We start from the raw sequence: 15,295 nt of genomic DNA, 5'->3' as shown, positions 1-15,295 counted from the left end.
GTCCGGTAGCGAGGGAAAGGACGTAACGACCCATGGGAGCACAGCTTCGGGTCTACAAGCGCCGCATCCGCTCCGTCACCGCGACGAAGAAGATCACCAAGGCGATGGAGATGATCTCCGCGTCGCGCATCGTCAAGGCGCAGCGCGCGGTGGCCGCCTCCACCCCGTACGCCGATGAGCTCACCCGTGCGGTGACCGCGGTGGCCACCCGGTCCAACGCGAAGCACCCGCTGACCACCGAGAACCCGAACGCCACCCGCGCCGCCGTGCTTGTGATCACGGCGGACCGCGGTCTGGCGGGCGGCTACTCGACCAACGCCATCAAGCAGTCGCTGGCGCTCGCCGCCCGCCTCCGCGAAGAAGGCAAGGAAGTGGTCACGTACATCGTCGGCCGCAAGGGCGTCGGGTACTACGGGTTCCGCAACCTCGCGGTCGCGAACTCGTGGACGGGCTTCTCGGACAAGCCGACCTACGGGGACGCGAAGACCGTCGCGGCGGACCTCATCGAGGCCTTCACCGCGGAGACCGGTGGCGTGGACGAGCTGCACCTGGTGTCGACCGAGTTCGTGTCGATGCTGACGCAGACGGCCGTGGACCGGCGCCTGCTGCCGCTGAAGCTCGACGAGGTCGAGCTCAGCGACAAGTCGCCGGCGAAGAACCAGATCTTCCCGCTGTACGACTTCGAACCGTCGGCCGAAGGCGTCCTCGACGCCCTGCTGCCGCGGTACGTCGAGAGCCGGATCTACAACGCTCTCCTGCAGTCGGCCGCCTCCGAGCACGCCGCCCGCCGGCGTGCGATGAAGAGCGCGACGGACAACGCCGGCGAGCTCATCAAGTCGCTCACGCGGCTTGCCAACTCGGCCCGTCAGGCCGAGATCACCCAGGAAATCAGCGAGATCGTGGGCGGCGCGAACGCGCTGGCCGACGCTAGCGCGGGGAGCGAATGATATGACCACCACTGTTGAGACCACGGCGACGGGCCGCGTCGCGCGGGTCATCGGCCCGGTCGTCGACGTGGAGTTCCCCGTCGACGCTATTCCGGACATGTACAACGCCCTGCACGTCGAGGTGGACAACCCCGACGGCACCGGCAAGAAGACCCTGACCCTCGAGGTTGCCCAGCACCTCGGCGACGGCCTGGTCCGCGGCATCTCGATGCAGCCGACCGACGGCCTGGTCCGCGGCTCGCAGGTCACCGACACCGGTTCGGCGATCTCCGTCCCGGTCGGCCAGATCACCAAGGGCAAGGTCTTCAACGCCCTCGGTGAGGTGCTGAACGTCGACAAGGCCGAGTTCGAGGCCTCCGTCGAGGTCAAGTGGCCGATCCACCGCAAGGCCCCGAACTTCTCCGAGCTCGAGTCGAAGACCGAGATGTTCGAGACCGGCATCAAGGTCATCGACCTGCTCACCCCGTACGTCCAGGGTGGCAAGATCGGTCTGTTCGGTGGTGCCGGTGTCGGCAAGACCGTTCTGATCCAGGAGATGATCTACCGCGTCGCCGAGAACTTCGGTGGTGTGTCGGTGTTCGCCGGTGTCGGTGAGCGCACCCGTGAGGGCAACGACCTCATCGACGAGATGGTCGACTCGGGCGTTCTGGACAAGACCGCGCTGGTCTTCGGCCAGATGGACGAGCCGCCGGGCACCCGTCTGCGCGTCGCGCTCTCCGCGCTGACCATGGCGGAGTACTTCCGCGACGTCGAGAAGCAGGACGTGCTCCTCTTCATCGACAACATCTTCCGGTTCACCCAGGCCGGTTCCGAGGTGTCGACCCTGCTCGGCCGTATGCCCTCCGCGGTGGGTTACCAGCCGAACCTGGCCGACGAGATGGGCCTCCTGCAGGAGCGCATCACCTCGACCCGCGGTCACTCGATCACCTCGATGCAGGCGATCTACGTCCCCGCGGACGACCTGACCGACCCGGCGCCGGCCACCACCTTCGCCCACCTGGACGCGACCACCGTTCTGTCGCGCCCGATCTCGGAGAAGGGCATCTACCCGGCCGTCGACCCGCTGGACTCCACGTCCCGCATCCTCGACCCGCGGTACATTGCGCAGACCCACTACGACACGGCCATCCGTATCAAGGGGATCCTGCAGAAGTACAAGGACCTGCAGGACATCATCGCGATCCTCGGTATCGACGAGCTGTCCGAGGAAGACAAGATCACGGTGCAGCGTGCCCGCCGCATCGAGCGCTTCCTCTCGCAGAACACCTACGTGGCGAAGCAGTTCACCGGTGTCGAGGGCTCGACCGTCCCGCTGTCGGAGACCATCGAGGCCTTCAACGCCATCGCGGACGGCAAGTACGACCACGTCCCGGAGCAGGCCTTCTTCATGTGCGGTGGCATCGATGACCTCGAGCGCAACGCCGCCGAGCTGCTGAAGAAGTAACCGCAGACCGGTCGCACGGCAGACCCAACCGTTGAGGGGTGGTTCCCGGCTCTCGTCGGGGGCCACCCCTCAACGCTGGAAGTGCTGTGATCCCGGTCATTTACGAGCCCTTGGTTTCGTTCCGGGGGCGCGTGACCGTTATTCTTACCGAAACTGCCGAGAGCTCAGCCGCCCGTTCGCCCGGGTGGCCGAGCCCCGGCGAGAGCCAAGGAGCCCACGTTGGCTGAGCTGCACGTCGAGCTGGTCGCAGCCGACCGCAAGGTGTGGTCCGGTGCGGCCACCATCGTTGTTGCCCGTACGGCCTCCGGCGACACCGGCATCATGCCGGGTCACACCCCGGTGCTGAGCGTGCTGGAGACCGGCCCGGTCACCATCCGCACCGTCTCCGAGGGCACGATCGTCGCCGCGGTGCACGGTGGCTTCATCTCGTTCGCCGACAACAAGCTGTCGATCCTCGCCGAGATCGCCGAGCTGGCCGACGAGATCGACGTCGCCCGCGCCGAGCGCGCGCTGGAGAACGCCCGGAACGAGGCCGACGCGCACGCCGAGCGTCGCGCCGAGGTCCGGCTGGTCGCCGCCGGCGGCCTGAAGGCGCACCACTGAGCCTGGTCTCAGCGACGGTCCCGGGGACGCTTTGAGCGTGTCCTCGGGACTGTCGTATCAGTTGGTAGGAATGGGTGGCCGCGTAAGGCCGCCAACGGGGATGAAGGCAGCGAGGAGGTAGGTGAGCGTGGTCCTCGCCCTTGTGGTGTGCGCGTCGGTAGTGGTCCTCGCCCTCGCGGGCCTGGTCGGCTTCGCGGTACGCCGCCGCCTCATCCAGCGGGTGGGCGGCACCTTCGACTGCTCCTACCGCTTGAAAATGCCGGCGGACGCCTCCACGCAGCCGGATCTCGACGAGAACGGCCAACCCACCTCGGCCCCGGTCCCACAGACCGACGGCAAGGGGTGGGTTTTTGGTATCGGCCGGTACAGCGGCGACTCCATCGAGTGGTTCCGGGTGTTCTCCTACGCGCCCCGGCCGCGACGGGTCCTGCCGCGCACCGAGATCGAGGTGCTGGGCCGCCGCTACCCGCAGGGGCAGGAAGAACTCGCCCTGCTCTCCGACTCCGTGGTGCTGCGCTGCCTGCACCGGGGCGCGCCGCTGGAGCTCGCGATGAGCGACGACGCGCTGACCGGCTTCCTGGCCTGGCTGGAGGCCGCTCCGCCCGGGCAGAGGGTCAACGTCGCCTGATTTCCCGGGTGCTTGGCCTCCCGGATGCCTGATTCGGCGTCAGGAGAGCGTGACGCGGCTCGCGTCCACCCGCTCCGACGTGCGCGCTAGGCTGCGGGCATGGTGAACCTGACGCGCATCTACACCCGCACCGGGGACGACGGCACGACCGCGCTCGGCGACATGAGCCGGACCACCAAGACCGACCCGCGACTGATCGCGTACGCCGACACCAACGAGGCCAATGCCGCGATCGGCGTGGCGCTGGGCGCCGGGGCGCTGGACGGCGAGCTGGTGACGGTGCTGACCCGGATCCAGAACGACCTGTTCGACGTGGGCGCGGACCTGGCGACGCCGATCGTCGAGGACCCCAAGTACCCGCCGCTGCGGGTCGAGCAGTCGTACATCGACCGGCTGGAGGGCGACTGCGACCGGTTCCTGGAGGAGCTGGAGAAGCTGCGCAGCTTCATCCTGCCCGGCGGCACCCCCGGCGCCGCGTACCTGCACCTGGCGTGCACCGTGGTGCGGCGGGCCGAACGGGCCACCTGGGCGGCGATCGAGGCGCACGGGGACAACATCAACCCGCTGACCGCGAAGTACCTGAACCGGCTGTCCGACCTGCTGTTCATCCTGGCCCGCACCGCCAACAAGGAGCGCGGCGACGTGCTGTGGGTGCCCGGCGAGAACCGCTGACGCCTGGTCATCCGGTCTGCTTGGGCCGCTTGGGGAAGACCGTGTAGCTGGCGGCGATGACGAGGTTGATGCCGACCGCCAGCGCCATCCGCGGGTACCAGGAATCCAGCTGCGCGGTGCGCGCGGCGTCGCCGACCAGCCACTGGACGGCGGCGATCAGCGCCACCGTGACGGCCGAGGCCAGCAGCGTCAGCAGGAACACGCCCCACTCGTAACGGGCCCTCGGCGCGCCGTACTTGGGCGCGCCGGGCGGCTTGGGGCCGCCGGCCAGCCGGTGCGCGGCGTGGCCGTCGGCCCAGCGGACCATGCGGTGGCCGTAGGCGATCGAGAAGCCGACGTAGGCGGCGGCCAGGCCGTGCGTCCAGTCGGCGGTGGCGCCGCCGCGCAGGTCGGCGACGGTGGCGCCGAGAATCACCAGATCGACCACCGGCAGCAGCGCCAGCAGCGCCAGGCCGGTGCGGCGCAGGCGCATCGCGTAGCGGGCCAGCAGCCCCGCTACCAGTACGACCCAGAAGCCGGCCTCGCCGGCCACGATCAGGGAAACCATGCTTCGATCCTTCCCCCGCCCGGGCGCGCCGTCATCGTCCGGCCAGTGGAGTGGCGTGTCAGCCGTTCGTCGGACGGCGGGTCCTCCGAGCGGTCGTTCCGGCCGGTTGGGAGGAGTGCTGGGATGGGCCGGGTGAGACTCTCCGAACGCGGGCAGGACATGGCCATCGCCGTGGCCGGGCTGCTGGGCGGCCTGCTGCTGATCTCGGTCGGCGCGTACGACCGGCGGCCCGAGTGGTCGGCGTGGGTGTCGGTGCTGCCGCTGGTGGCGATGGCCGGGCTGTCGCTGGTGCGGCGCCGGTGGACGGTGTGGACGGTCAGCGTCGGCGGCGTGGTGTTCGGCGTCGCCGTGTACCTCGGCTCGCTGGTGCCGACGATGCTGCTGTACACCGACCTGCTGTACGCGGCGGTGCTGTACGGCCCGCCCCGGATGAGCCGGGTCCTGCAGCTGTCCGGCGCCGCCACCACCGTGGTGCTGACGGGCCTGACGTGGCAGTACGCCTCGCTGCCCGAGGCGCTGCTGGTCGCCGTGTTCTGCGGGCTGATCTTCCTCTCCCCGGTGTGGACGGCCGACCTGCTGCGGCGGCACCGGGAGGTCGCCGAGACGGAGCGGCTGCGGGCCGAGCAGACCGCGCTGCTGGCCGAGTTGGACCGGCGCGGCGCGGTGGTCTCCGAACGGGCCCGGATGGCCCGCGAGTTGCACGACGTGATCGCCAACCACCTGTCGGCGATCGCCATCCACGCCACCGGCGCGCAGGCGGTGGCGCGCCGTCAGGCACGGGAGGCGGACGAGCCGTTGGTGGAGGCGCTCGCGGTGATCCGGGAGAACAGCGTGCAGGGCCTCGCCGAGATGCGTCGGATGATCGGACTGCTGCGCGAGGCCACGCCCGAAGAGCCCTACGCCGCACCGCGGTTGGCCGCCGTCGACGTGCTGCTGGAGCAGGCCGGGGCGGCCGGGCGGTCGGCCGGGCTGCGGTTCGAGGCCGAGCAGCAGGGCGAGGCGGGCGAGCTGCCCGCGCCGGTCGAACTGGCCGCTTACCGGATCGTCCAGGAGTCGCTGACCAACGCCGTCAAGCACGCCGCACCCGGCCCCGTCCGGCTCTGCATCCGGTACGGGGAGCGGGAGTTGGAGATCACCGTGGAGTCCGCGTACCGGGAGGGCGAGGGCCGGGCGGTGCCCGGGGCGAAGGCCGGGCTGGTCGGCATGGGCGAGCGGGCGCAACTGCTCGGCGGCGAGTTCGACGCCGGGCCGGACGGGCGGACGTGGCGGGTCCGGGCGGTGCTGCCGCGGACGGCGAGCGGGGAGCGGGGATGATCCGGGTACTGGTGGCGGAGGACCAGGCGGCCGTCCGGGCCGCGCTGGTGATGATCCTGCGGGCCGAGGACGACCTCCAGGTGGTCGGCGAGGCCGCGGACGGCGAACAGGCCGTCCGGATGGCACTGGAACTGCGGCCCGACGTCGTCCTGATGGACGTCCAGATGCCCCGGCTGGACGGCGTCGCCGCGACCCGGCAGGTGGTGGAGGCCGGGGCGGCGCAGGTGCTGGTCCTCACCACCTTCGACCTGGACGAGTACGTGTGGGGCGCGCTGCGGGCCGGCGCCGCCGGGTTCCTGCTCAAGGACCTGGAGGCGGACACCCTGGTCGAGGGCATCCGCACGGTCGCCCGCGGCGACGGCATGCTCGCGCCGTCCGTCACCCGGCGGCTGATCACGTCCTTCGCCAAGTCGCCGGCTTCGGCGCCGGACTCCGGTGCGCTGCTGGACGGGCTGACGCCGAAGGAGCGGGAGGTGCTCGGCTGCCTCGGGGCCGGCCTGTCCAACGCGGAGATCGCGCACCGGCTCGGGACGGTGGAGGCCACCACCAAGACCCACGTCAGCCGGATCCTCGCGAAGCTCGGGCTGCGCAGCCGGGTGCAGGCGGCGATCCTCGCGCAGGAGCGGGGAGTGCCCGTTCCCGGGGAGCGGTGACGGGGCTGGTGTGACGGAGTTCGTCCGACGGGGTCTGTGTGGCGGAGCGGTTCCGTGGGAGGGGCGCAGATCACACCTGTTCCGGTGCAGATCACACTGCCGGAACGCACCACGGAACGCGTGCTCCTACTAGAGTCCGGCGCAGAGCGATGTGGCTCCCGCCGGGCGGTCGTTGCTGCCCCGGCACGGGCGGCCCTCGGCGTGCCCCCGGGAGGACCAGATGACCGTACGACCAGCTCTCTAGCGGCGCCCGCACCCTCCGGGTGAGTTTGCTCACGGAGCACCCCGCAGACGGGTGATTTGGGCGGTTATCGAGCGTAAGTACCAGGTGTACCTGCGTATATTCCCTCGGACGGGTGAAGTTGAGGGACAGTCCGCCGGGTGACAGCAACCTGCGGAACTGGTTGGCCGTCAGATTCAGCAAGGGCCGGTGCACAACCGGCCCGAAACATGTCGCGGTCGGTCCTTGGGGAACGGGACGGGCGGCAGGCGCAACGCGGCGGACGAGCAGCGGCACACGGCCGAGGAGGAGGACAGCGTGCGCATCACCGGCGACCACACCGGACTGGCCATCGAAGGGCGGCTCGACGTGCGCAGCGCCGCCGACGCCAAGGCGCGGTTGCACGCGGCGGTCGACGGCGGAGAGGGCGACTTCGTCCTCGACCTCTGCCGGCTCGAGTCCTGGGACGCGACCGGACTCGGCGTCATCATGGGCACCCACCGCCGGGCCGGGCGGGCCGGGCGACGGCTCGTCCTGCGGGAGGTGCCGGTGCAGCTCCAGCGGCTGCTGGTGGCTACGCGGCTGCACCGGATTCTGGCGGTGGAGGGGGCGGCGCTTCCCGCGATGGGGTAGTGGCGGGCCCGACCGCTGGGGCGCGAGCACGTGCAAGTCATTGTGCGGTGGCGCGATCTTGTGGTGATGGTGCTCTCCCTCTTTCGCGCCCCCGACTACCCGGTGTGTTGACCCGGTTCGGTCATGTGGGACAGTCTCCGGTCAGGTGTCCGAGTGGCGGGGAGCAGTGACGTGGGTCAGCCGAGCGGGGAATTCCGGGGGGACGGGGTACGCCCGCGGGGTGGGGAACTGGTCAGCGGTGAGCGGCTGGTGGTGGTCGGGGGGCCGGAGGGGTCGGAGGCGCGGCGCTGTCCGGACGAGTGGTTGCCGCAGCCGCGGCGCATACGTGGGTTGGTGCAGGCGCGGCCGGAGTTGGGGCCGAGTCCGGCGGTGGGGCCGCTCGCGTTGGGGGCCGGGCCGGGGGACTTGCCGCTGCTGGACCGTGACGGTGACATCGAGGCCGTGATCGGGCAGCTCCGGGAGGGGCGTTCGGTGCGGCTGGTCGGGCAGTCCGGCTCGGGCCGTTCCGCGTTGCTGGCGGCGGTCGCCGAGGCGGCGGGGGAGTTGGCGCCGGACGGCGTGGTGCGGCTGAGCGGCTACCGCAGGACGTCCGCCGATCTGTTGCAGGACCTGTTCGCGACGACGCACCAGGCGCCGGACTTCCGTCCGGACCGGGAGCAGTTGGTCGAACTGCTGGCCGGGGTCGCCGCGGTGGTGGTGATCGACGATGTGGAGCCGTCCGGCGAGGAGTTGGAGGAGCTGCTGGCGCTGGCCCCCGAGTGCGCGTTCCTGGTCAGTACGGCGCCGGACGCGCCGCCGTCGCCGCCCGGTTCGCGGTTGCGGGACCACCTGGTGGCGGGCCTGTCCCGGCCGGCGTGTCTGACGCTCGCGGCGCGGCTGGCGGGCCGTCAGCTGGACGAGGCCGAGCGGGCCTGGGCGGTGGACCTGTGGTTCGAGTCGGAGGGCCTGCCGCTGCGGTTCGTCCGGGCGGCGGCGCTGGTGCGGCAGCGGGACGTCGCGGTGGACGCGCTGGTCGCCGCGCAGGAGGACCGGCGGAGCGTCTTCGGCTTCGTGAAGGAGTACGAACTCCCCAGCGATCCGGCCGAGTTGGAGGCCGAGCTGCGGGCCGGGGTGCCGTTGCCGTCGGTCGGTGAGAGTGCCGCGCCGGCCCGGCTGCTGGTGCAGGGCCTGAGCGAACCGGCCCGGCGGGTGCTGCGGCTGGCGCTGGCGCTGAACGGGGAGTGCCCGACCGCGCCGCACCTGCCCGCGCTGATCGACGTCGGTCTCGGCGAGAGCGCGCTGCAGGAACTGGTGGACAACGGCCTGGCGGTGTCGGTGGGCGGACACCACCGGCTCACCGAAGGCGTGCTCGCCGCGCTGCTGCCCGAACTCGAGGCCGACGCGCACGGGCAGCCCGCCCCGTTCGCCCCCGGCGGCGTCGCGCACGGCGCGGCCGAACACCTGTCCTGGTGGGTCGGGCACGCCTCGGTGACGACCCGCCAGGTCGCCGCCGAGGCCGAGGTGATCCTCGCGGTACTGGCGGCCGAACGGGACGCCGACCGCCCCGAGCAGGTGCTGCGGCTGGCCCGGGCCGCCGCGCCCGCGCTCGCCCTGTCGCTGCGCTGGGGCGCCTGGGAGCGGGCCCTGCAACTCGGCCTGGAGGCCGCCCGGATGCTCGGGGCGGACGCCGAACAGGGCTGGTTCCACCACGAGTTGGGCGTGTACGCGCTGTGCGTCGGCAACTCGCAGCGGGCCGTCGCCGAACTGGAGGCCGCGCTCGCGCTGCGCGTCGCCGGCGGCGACCAGCGCGGTGGGGCGGTCGGGCGGCGGATGCTCGACCTGATCCGGCTGGAGGAGACCGCGGCGATCACCGCCGGCACCGGCGACACCCCGTCGGACCGCGGCCGGCGCACCATCCGGGCGATCGCCCAGGTGCCGGCCCGGCTGCGCAAGCGGGCTCCCGCCGGGGCCCGGAAGACCGTCCTGGCCGCGAGTGCCGCCGTGATGGCGCTCGGCGTGCTCGGCACCGCGATCGGCGTCGCCGTCAGCAGTGAGGACAGCCCGGCCGGCAAGCAGCCCGGCAACTCCGCGGACGACATCGTCCCGGACCCGGGCGCCACCACCAGCCCCCGGCCCAGCACCAGCCCGCGGCCGTCGGCGAGCGACAGCGCGACGCCGTCCGACAGCCCGTCGGAGTCGGCGAGCGGCAGCCCCTCCAGCAGTCACCGGCCGAGCGGCAGCGCGAGCAGTACGAAGCCGAGTACTTCGGCGAGCGCCACCAAGTCGTCTTCCCCGCCGACGAGTTCGTCCCCGCAGCCCACCAAGTCGTCCACCCAGTCGTCCTCCCCGTCGCCCAGTGCCTCGTCCAGCGCCTCGCCGTCGGACAGCCCGTCCCCGTCGAACAGCGCGGTGGGCTAGACCCGGAGCCAAGCCTCGACAGTCTCCGGGTCCAGGCTGCCGCGAGCCGCCGATCCGGCGTGCCCGGCCCAGGTCGGGCAGCCGAGCATGGCCGCGCCGAGGTGTTCGGGGGCGGCCGCGCCGAGGGCCTCGGCGGTGAGGCGGTAGGCCAGCGGGAGCGTCGCCTGGCGGTCGGCCAGCCAGGACTGGGTGGCGGCGAGGCCCTGTTCGGCGTGCAGGCGGCGTACGGGTGCGAGCCAGCCCTCGCGCCACCAGGCGGCGAGCTCGGCGGCGGGGACTTCGGCGAAGGTCGGGGCGAGGGCGTCGGCCAGGCGTCGGGTGTGGTCGGACTCCTCGCCGGCCAGCCGCGGGTACTCGGTGGCGAAGTTCGGCCAGTCCGTCTCGGTGAGCACGTCGTGCAGGCCGATCGGGTGCTCGGCGTAGTACGCCAGGCCGGTCGCGAAGACGTCCCGCAGTACCTGGTAGCGCAGGCGGGTGGAACCGGCGAGCAGGGCCGCGTCGTACAGGTCCTTGCCCTGCGGGTCGCTGTCGGTGGCGAGCCAGAGGAGTTTCCAGGCGAGCGAGAGCTCCCGTCCGGCGACGTTCAGTACCGTGCCGGGGGCGACCTCCAGGGGCTCGGCGGGGACGGGCAGCTCCTCGTTGAAGACGAAGTCGAGCTGGACGGTGCCGCCGGGCAGGCCGTCGGTCTCCCAACTGAACAGCAGGCGGCGGCCGGGGGCCCGCTCGTACGTCCAGATGTCCTCGCTGACGGTCCGCTCGGGCAGGAAGCGGACCGGGCCGGTCGAGGCGGCGATGGTGCGGGTGAGGTCGTCGAACAGGTTCTCGGTGCGCGGGTCGTCGAGCGTCCAGTCGGCGGGGGTGATGACGAAGTCGAGGTCGCCGGGTTCGCGGGCGGCGTCGCCGAACCAGGCCTTCAGCACCACGGAGCCACGCAGCACCAGGTGGTCGGACCGGCCGGAGGCGGCGACGGCGGCCAGGACGGTGTCCATGGCGGTGCGGCGGGCCGCGTACCAGGCGGCGGAGAGGGCCGGGTCGGTGAACTGCGGGTCGCCGGCGCGGTAGGCGTTGGCGAACTGGATCAGGGCCGGGTCGTAGATCTCGGCCTGGGTGGCCCGCGGGTCGTCGATCGTCAGGAATGTGCGGGGCCAGTTGTCACGGGCCTGCGGCAGCATGCGGGGGTCGGACACGGGTCCTCCTCGGTCAGGCGGTGGTCGGGGCGTCGTCGAGCCAGCCGGAGTCCAGCGCGAGCGCCGAGTCGTGGACCACGTACTCGCGGGTGACCTTCAGCGGCGGGAAGCCGGCGGCGGTCAGGGCGGCGGTGAGGCGGTCGAGGTGCCGGCCGGCGGTGGTCAGGCCGAGGCGGTGGCAGCGCTGGGTGACGAAGTACTGGCGGTGGCCGTCGGGTTCGGTGCGACGGGCGTTCCAGGAGACGTGGGCGTGGTGGCCGTCGGCGGCCCGGGCCAGGGCGTCGCGGGGGACGTCCGGGGCCAGCCGGACCTTCACGTGGTGCTCGAAGTAGTGGGCGGCGTCGGCCTGTTCGGCCTCCGCGTCGGTGCCGGGGACGCCCGGGGTCCACGGGGCGGCCTCGATCTTCACCCGGACCGGGGTGAACCCGGCGGCCCGCAGCCGGGTCGCTTCGGCGGCGGCGCGGTGGTGCTGGGCGGCCAGGGTGCCGTCGCTCTGCCAGGACAGCATCGGCTGCGAGGGGTGCCGGCCGCGGGCCAGCAGGATGTGGGTGAACTCCAGGCCGTGCGCGGCCGCCCAGTCGGCGAGCGCCTCGGCCTCGGCCGGGGCCAGCGTGAGATGGGTCTCGTACCGGCCGACCGGTTCAGCGCTTCGCACGGGCATGCGGCGATCTTGGCAGGCGGGCGCGAAGGGCGGCCCGCCGGGGTCCGCCGGGGCCCGTTGGGCCCGCCGGGGTCAGAACAGCTTGAGCTTGTCGTCGTCGATGCCGCGCAGCTCGTCGTAGTCGAGGACGACGCAGCCGATGCCGCGGTCGGTGGCGAGGACGCGGGCCTGCGGCTTGATCTCCTGGGCGGCGAAGATGCCCTTGACCGGGGCCAGCAGCGGGTCGCGGTTGAGCAGGTCGAGGTAGCGGGTGAGCTGCTCGACGCCGTCGATCTCGCCGCGGCGCTTGATCTCGACGGCGACGGTGGCGCCGTCGGAGTCGCGGCAGAGGATGTCGACGGGGCCGATCGCGGTGGGGTACTCGCGGCGGATCAGCTGCCAGCCGGTGCCGAGGACCTCCATCCGGTCGGCGAGCAGCTCCTGCAGGTGGGCCTCGACGCCGTCCTTCACCAGGCCGGGGTCGACGCCGAGCTCGTGGCTGGAGTCGTGGTGGACGTCCTCCAGCGTGATGATCAGCTTCTCGCCGGCCTTGTTGGTGACCGTCCACACCCCCTCGGCCTCCTTGAGGGAGCACGGCGGGGACATCCAGTTCAGCGGCTTGTAGGCCCGGTCGTCGGCGTGGATGCTGACGCTCCCGTCGGCCTTCACGATCACCAGGCGCACGGCGGAGGGCAGATGTGCAGCGAGGCGGCCCGCGTAGTCCACGGTGCACTTGGCGATTACAAGACGCATGGGGACAAGCCTACGGCCCGCCGGGAGTGCCCCCGTCCCTGTTCGATTTTGGAGGGGCGCGGGGAGGGGGCGTGCGGTGGGGGAGGTGCGCCGGCGTGCAGTGGGTCGAGGGGGCGTGATTCCTGAGACAGGCGGCTGTCCGGAGGGGCCCTCGGGGGCCGTTTGAAGCGAGTGTCCGCACAGTGGGTGTGGGCCGGGCGGGAGGGGCGAAACATGGTGACCGCACGGCCACCCGCGGTGAGCCGTGCCAGCTCGGCACAGAGGGTCGGTGCACAACTGATTCCGGCCAATCTCGGCCTCGGCACGGCGAATCGGGCGGCAATCCCCGGATTCTCCAGCCGGGTCCGGGAAGGACTGACACGCTGGTTGAACCCCTGGCCAGGACCTCGACGTACGCGGCGTCACCCCCAGCCCGTCGCGCCGTCGGTATTCGAACATCGCGCGCGGTTCACCGCACGTCCGTCCAATGCACCCTCAGCACACCGGTACGACCGCCCCGTCGAATCCGCCGGGGCGGACCGTGAGAGGAGAACCCATGTCGCTCGACGTCTCACCGGCCCTGTTGGAGAAGGCCGAACGAGGCGAGGTCGACGAGCGGGAGTTCGTCGACTGTGTCCGCACCTCGCTGCCCTACGCCTGGGACATGATCAGCTCGCTGGTCGCCCAACTCAAGGTCGACGGAACCGACTTCGCCGACAACGAGGTCCCCCCGCCGAGCGAGCAGGAGCGCGGACAGCTGCTCCGGGCGCTGGCCAGCGATGCCATCCGCGGAGCCCTGCAGCGCCACTTCGGCGTCCAGCTGGCCTTCCAGAACTGCCACCGGGTCGCGGTCTTCGCCCCCGGCCCCGACACCGACGAGCGGCTCGCCCGCTTCACCTCGGTCCGCGCCCAACTGCTCAACCAGTCGCCGGAGTTGCGCGACTGCTGAGCCCCGACACGCCCGAGCGCGGGTCGCCCCGGTCCCCATCGGACGGGGCGGCCCGCGGGTGCGGTCTCAGCGCAGCTGCGGCAGCACCTCGTCGCCGATCCGGTCCAGGTTGTGCAGCGTCGCCGCGGTGTCCCCGGAGCCCTCGGCGAGCAGCGCGAAACGCCGGATCCCGGTGCTCTCCGCCGTCGCCCGCAGCCGGTCCGCGCACTGCCGGGGCGTGCCCACCGCGTGCAGGTCGCACAGCAGCTCGGTGTACGCCCGCGGGTCGCGCATCGAGCGCTCCCGGCCGTCCACCGTGCGGTGCGCGCCCAGCCCGTACGCGAAGAAGTCCGGCATCGCCCGCAGCAGGCTGGCCCGGGCCGCGCCCGCCCGGTCGTCGACCTGCACCACGCCCGCCGCGACGTGCTCCCGCTCCACCCGGGACAGGCCCTCCTCGCCGCGCCCCGCGGCCCGCCAGGCCGCCCGGTAGGCGGCCAGCATGTCCCGCTTGTCCTCGTCGCCCGAGTGCATGCCCAGCAGCATCGGCAGACCCCGCTCGGCGGCCGTCCGCACCCCCGCCGGCGAGGTGCACGCCATCACCACCGGCGGGCCCGACTGCGCCTGCTGTGCGGGCTCCTGGCGCTGCCGCGGAATCACCGCGGTGGTGGTGGCGGCCCCGTCCAGGCCCAGCCAGCCCGTCAGGTCCGACCGCCGGGCCGGTTCGGCGGCCCGCGGCACCACCGCCACCTCCGGGAAGTCGAACTGCGGTCCCGAGCCGCCCACCCGGGCCCCGCGCAGCCAGCGCAGCAACAGGTCCAGCCGTTCCGGGTAGCCCTGCTCGTACGCCTCCAGGCCGCCGCCGAACACCGCCAGGTCGATCCACGGCCCGCCCCGGCCCACGCCCAGCGTGAACCGGCCGCCGGACGTCAGGTGCAGCAGCGCCGCCTGCTCGCCCAGCGCCACCGGGTGCTTGGTGCTCAGCACGCTGACGGCGGTGCCCACCCCGATCCGCCGGGTGCGGCCCAGCAGCATCGCCGCGAGCGTCGCGGCGTCCGGGCAGACCCCGTACGGCACGAAATGGTGCTCGGCCAGCCACACCGCGTCCAGGCCCACCCGTTCCGCGGCCAGCGCCGCCGAGACGGTCCGGTCCAGGGCCTCGCCGTGGCTCTGCCCCGGGAACTGTGCGGACAGCAGGAACGCGCCGACCCGGATCGCGTCCGTATCGGCGCCCCGCGAGGGCTCCGGGGCCGGCTGCGCGGCCGGTGCCACCCCTCGGCCGGCCCGCCGCTGCTGCTCGGCGGATCGGGAGTGGCGGCGGGCGGTGGTCTTCGTCATGCGGTGTGCCTCCTCGGTGCGCGCAGGGTTCGCGTGCCCCGCCGTGTCACCTCGTGAGTAACCCATGTCATGTGCCAATGGCACGCCGAACCCTCAATTTGCCCAAGGGAAGGGTGGATTACCGTCGAATCGCTGAAGCCGGACGGGGATCCATGCTAGGGCCTGTCCGGCCGATCTTGCCGGGCGCGCGACGCCGGATCACCCCGCCTGGACGCACCGCCGAAACATCCAAGTACACCCAGTACGAGGACGTTCCGGCGGCACGCCCAGCCGGGCGCCCGACGCCGCGCGCTGATCCGACAAGATCGGCCGGACAGGCCCTAGATGCAATACCGGTGACTTTGTGTGGTTTTGGTCGTTGGGCTGGTTGTGCCAAGGCCTGGACAGGTGAAGTCGTCGGCGGGTGAGCGGTTCT

Annotated in this window: 15 protein-coding genes; 10 read left to right on the top strand and 5 right to left on the bottom strand. The window is 72.3% G+C overall.

Annotated features, from left to right (window positions below; genetic code table 11):
• The first annotated feature begins 32 nt into the window (after positions 1–32).
• The 5 genes from ACFYST_RS24450 to ACFYST_RS24430 all read left to right on the top strand — a co-directional run bounded on the left by ACFYST_RS24450 (position 33) and on the right by ACFYST_RS24430 (position 4,294).
• The gene (locus ACFYST_RS24450) at positions 33–947 is read left to right on the top strand and encodes a F0F1 ATP synthase subunit gamma (protein WP_387637276.1); all 915 of its coding nucleotides are present in this window, start codon (positions 33–35) and stop codon (positions 945–947) included.
• 1 nt (position 948) lies between these two features.
• Entirely contained in the window at positions 949–2,391 is a 1,443-nt protein-coding gene (gene atpD / locus ACFYST_RS24445) for a F0F1 ATP synthase subunit beta (RefSeq protein WP_387637273.1), read from the top strand.
• A gap of 219 nt (positions 2,392–2,610) precedes the next feature.
• Complete coding sequence (locus tag ACFYST_RS24440) at positions 2,611–2,994, top strand: F0F1 ATP synthase subunit epsilon (protein WP_387637270.1); 384 nt, start codon at positions 2,611–2,613, stop codon at positions 2,992–2,994.
• A 127-nt stretch (positions 2,995–3,121) separates the two neighbouring features.
• On the top strand, positions 3,122–3,622 hold the full coding sequence (locus tag ACFYST_RS24435) for a DUF2550 domain-containing protein (RefSeq protein WP_387637268.1): 501 nt from the start codon (positions 3,122–3,124) through the stop codon (positions 3,620–3,622).
• A 99-nt stretch (positions 3,623–3,721) separates the two neighbouring features.
• Complete coding sequence (locus tag ACFYST_RS24430; protein WP_387865457.1) at positions 3,722–4,294, top strand: cob(I)yrinic acid a,c-diamide adenosyltransferase; 573 nt, start codon at positions 3,722–3,724, stop codon at positions 4,292–4,294.
• 7 nt (positions 4,295–4,301) lie between these two features.
• Here the strand turns inward: ACFYST_RS24430 and ACFYST_RS24425 are convergent, their stop codons facing one another.
• Positions 4,302–4,841, bottom strand: a complete 540-nt coding sequence (locus ACFYST_RS24425; RefSeq protein ID WP_387865454.1) for a hypothetical protein — start codon at positions 4,839–4,841, stop codon at positions 4,302–4,304.
• A 123-nt stretch (positions 4,842–4,964) separates the two neighbouring features.
• Here ACFYST_RS24425 and ACFYST_RS24420 point away from each other — a divergent pair, with 123 nt between their 5' ends.
• The 4 genes from ACFYST_RS24420 (at position 4,965) to ACFYST_RS24405 (ending at position 10,058) form a co-directional block, all read left to right on the top strand.
• Positions 4,965–6,155 (top strand): sensor histidine kinase, encoded by a 1,191-nt coding sequence (locus ACFYST_RS24420; protein ID WP_387865453.1) that lies wholly within the window; start codon positions 4,965–4,967, stop codon positions 6,153–6,155.
• A complete protein-coding gene (locus ACFYST_RS24415) occupies positions 6,152–6,808 on the top strand; it encodes a response regulator (protein ID WP_387865450.1) in 657 nt (218 codons plus the stop codon). The genes ACFYST_RS24420 and ACFYST_RS24415 overlap by 4 nt, the downstream gene beginning before the upstream one ends.
• Before the next feature lie 538 nt (positions 6,809–7,346).
• The gene (locus ACFYST_RS24410) at positions 7,347–7,661 is read left to right on the top strand and encodes an STAS domain-containing protein (protein WP_387638841.1); all 315 of its coding nucleotides are present in this window, start codon (positions 7,347–7,349) and stop codon (positions 7,659–7,661) included.
• A 441-nt stretch (positions 7,662–8,102) separates the two neighbouring features.
• Positions 8,103–10,058 (top strand): ATP-binding protein, encoded by a 1,956-nt coding sequence (locus tag ACFYST_RS24405; RefSeq protein ID WP_387865447.1) that lies wholly within the window; start codon positions 8,103–8,105, stop codon positions 10,056–10,058.
• Here the strand turns inward: ACFYST_RS24405 and ACFYST_RS24400 are convergent.
• The 3 genes from ACFYST_RS24400 to nucS all read right to left on the bottom strand — a co-directional run bounded on the left by ACFYST_RS24400 (position 10,055) and on the right by nucS (position 12,638).
• Positions 10,055–11,245 (bottom strand): nucleotidyl transferase AbiEii/AbiGii toxin family protein, encoded by a 1,191-nt coding sequence (locus ACFYST_RS24400; RefSeq protein ID WP_387865445.1) that lies wholly within the window; start codon positions 11,243–11,245, stop codon positions 10,055–10,057. The genes ACFYST_RS24405 and ACFYST_RS24400 overlap by 4 nt on opposite strands.
• A gap of 13 nt (positions 11,246–11,258) precedes the next feature.
• Positions 11,259–11,906: a hypothetical protein gene (locus tag ACFYST_RS24395; RefSeq protein WP_387865442.1), complete on the bottom strand. Its 648-nt coding sequence runs from the start codon at positions 11,904–11,906 to the stop codon at positions 11,259–11,261.
• Between the two features lie 72 nt (positions 11,907–11,978).
• Entirely contained in the window at positions 11,979–12,638 is a 660-nt protein-coding gene (nucS, locus tag ACFYST_RS24390) for an endonuclease NucS (RefSeq protein WP_387865440.1), read from the bottom strand.
• Between the two features lie 535 nt (positions 12,639–13,173).
• Between nucS and ACFYST_RS24385 the strand changes: the two genes are divergently transcribed.
• Positions 13,174–13,566 carry an SCO5389 family protein gene (locus ACFYST_RS24385; protein WP_387865438.1) on the top strand — a complete coding sequence of 131 codons (393 nt, stop codon included), beginning with the start codon at positions 13,174–13,176 and terminating at the stop codon, positions 13,564–13,566.
• Positions 13,567–13,632: 66 nt separating this feature from the next.
• Here ACFYST_RS24385 and ACFYST_RS24380 read toward each other — a convergent pair whose 3' ends face one another.
• A complete protein-coding gene (locus tag ACFYST_RS24380) occupies positions 13,633–14,757 on the bottom strand; it encodes an LLM class flavin-dependent oxidoreductase (RefSeq protein ID WP_387638838.1) in 1,125 nt (374 codons plus the stop codon).
• Positions 14,758–15,295: the final 538 nt, after the last annotated feature.

The organism is Kitasatospora sp. NPDC004614 (genome assembly GCF_042873675.1).
GTDB lineage: Bacteria > Actinomycetota > Actinomycetes > Streptomycetales > Streptomycetaceae > Kitasatospora.
The sequence above is the reverse complement of the archived record's forward strand: the minus strand, read 5'-3'. Positions and strand labels throughout refer to the sequence as shown.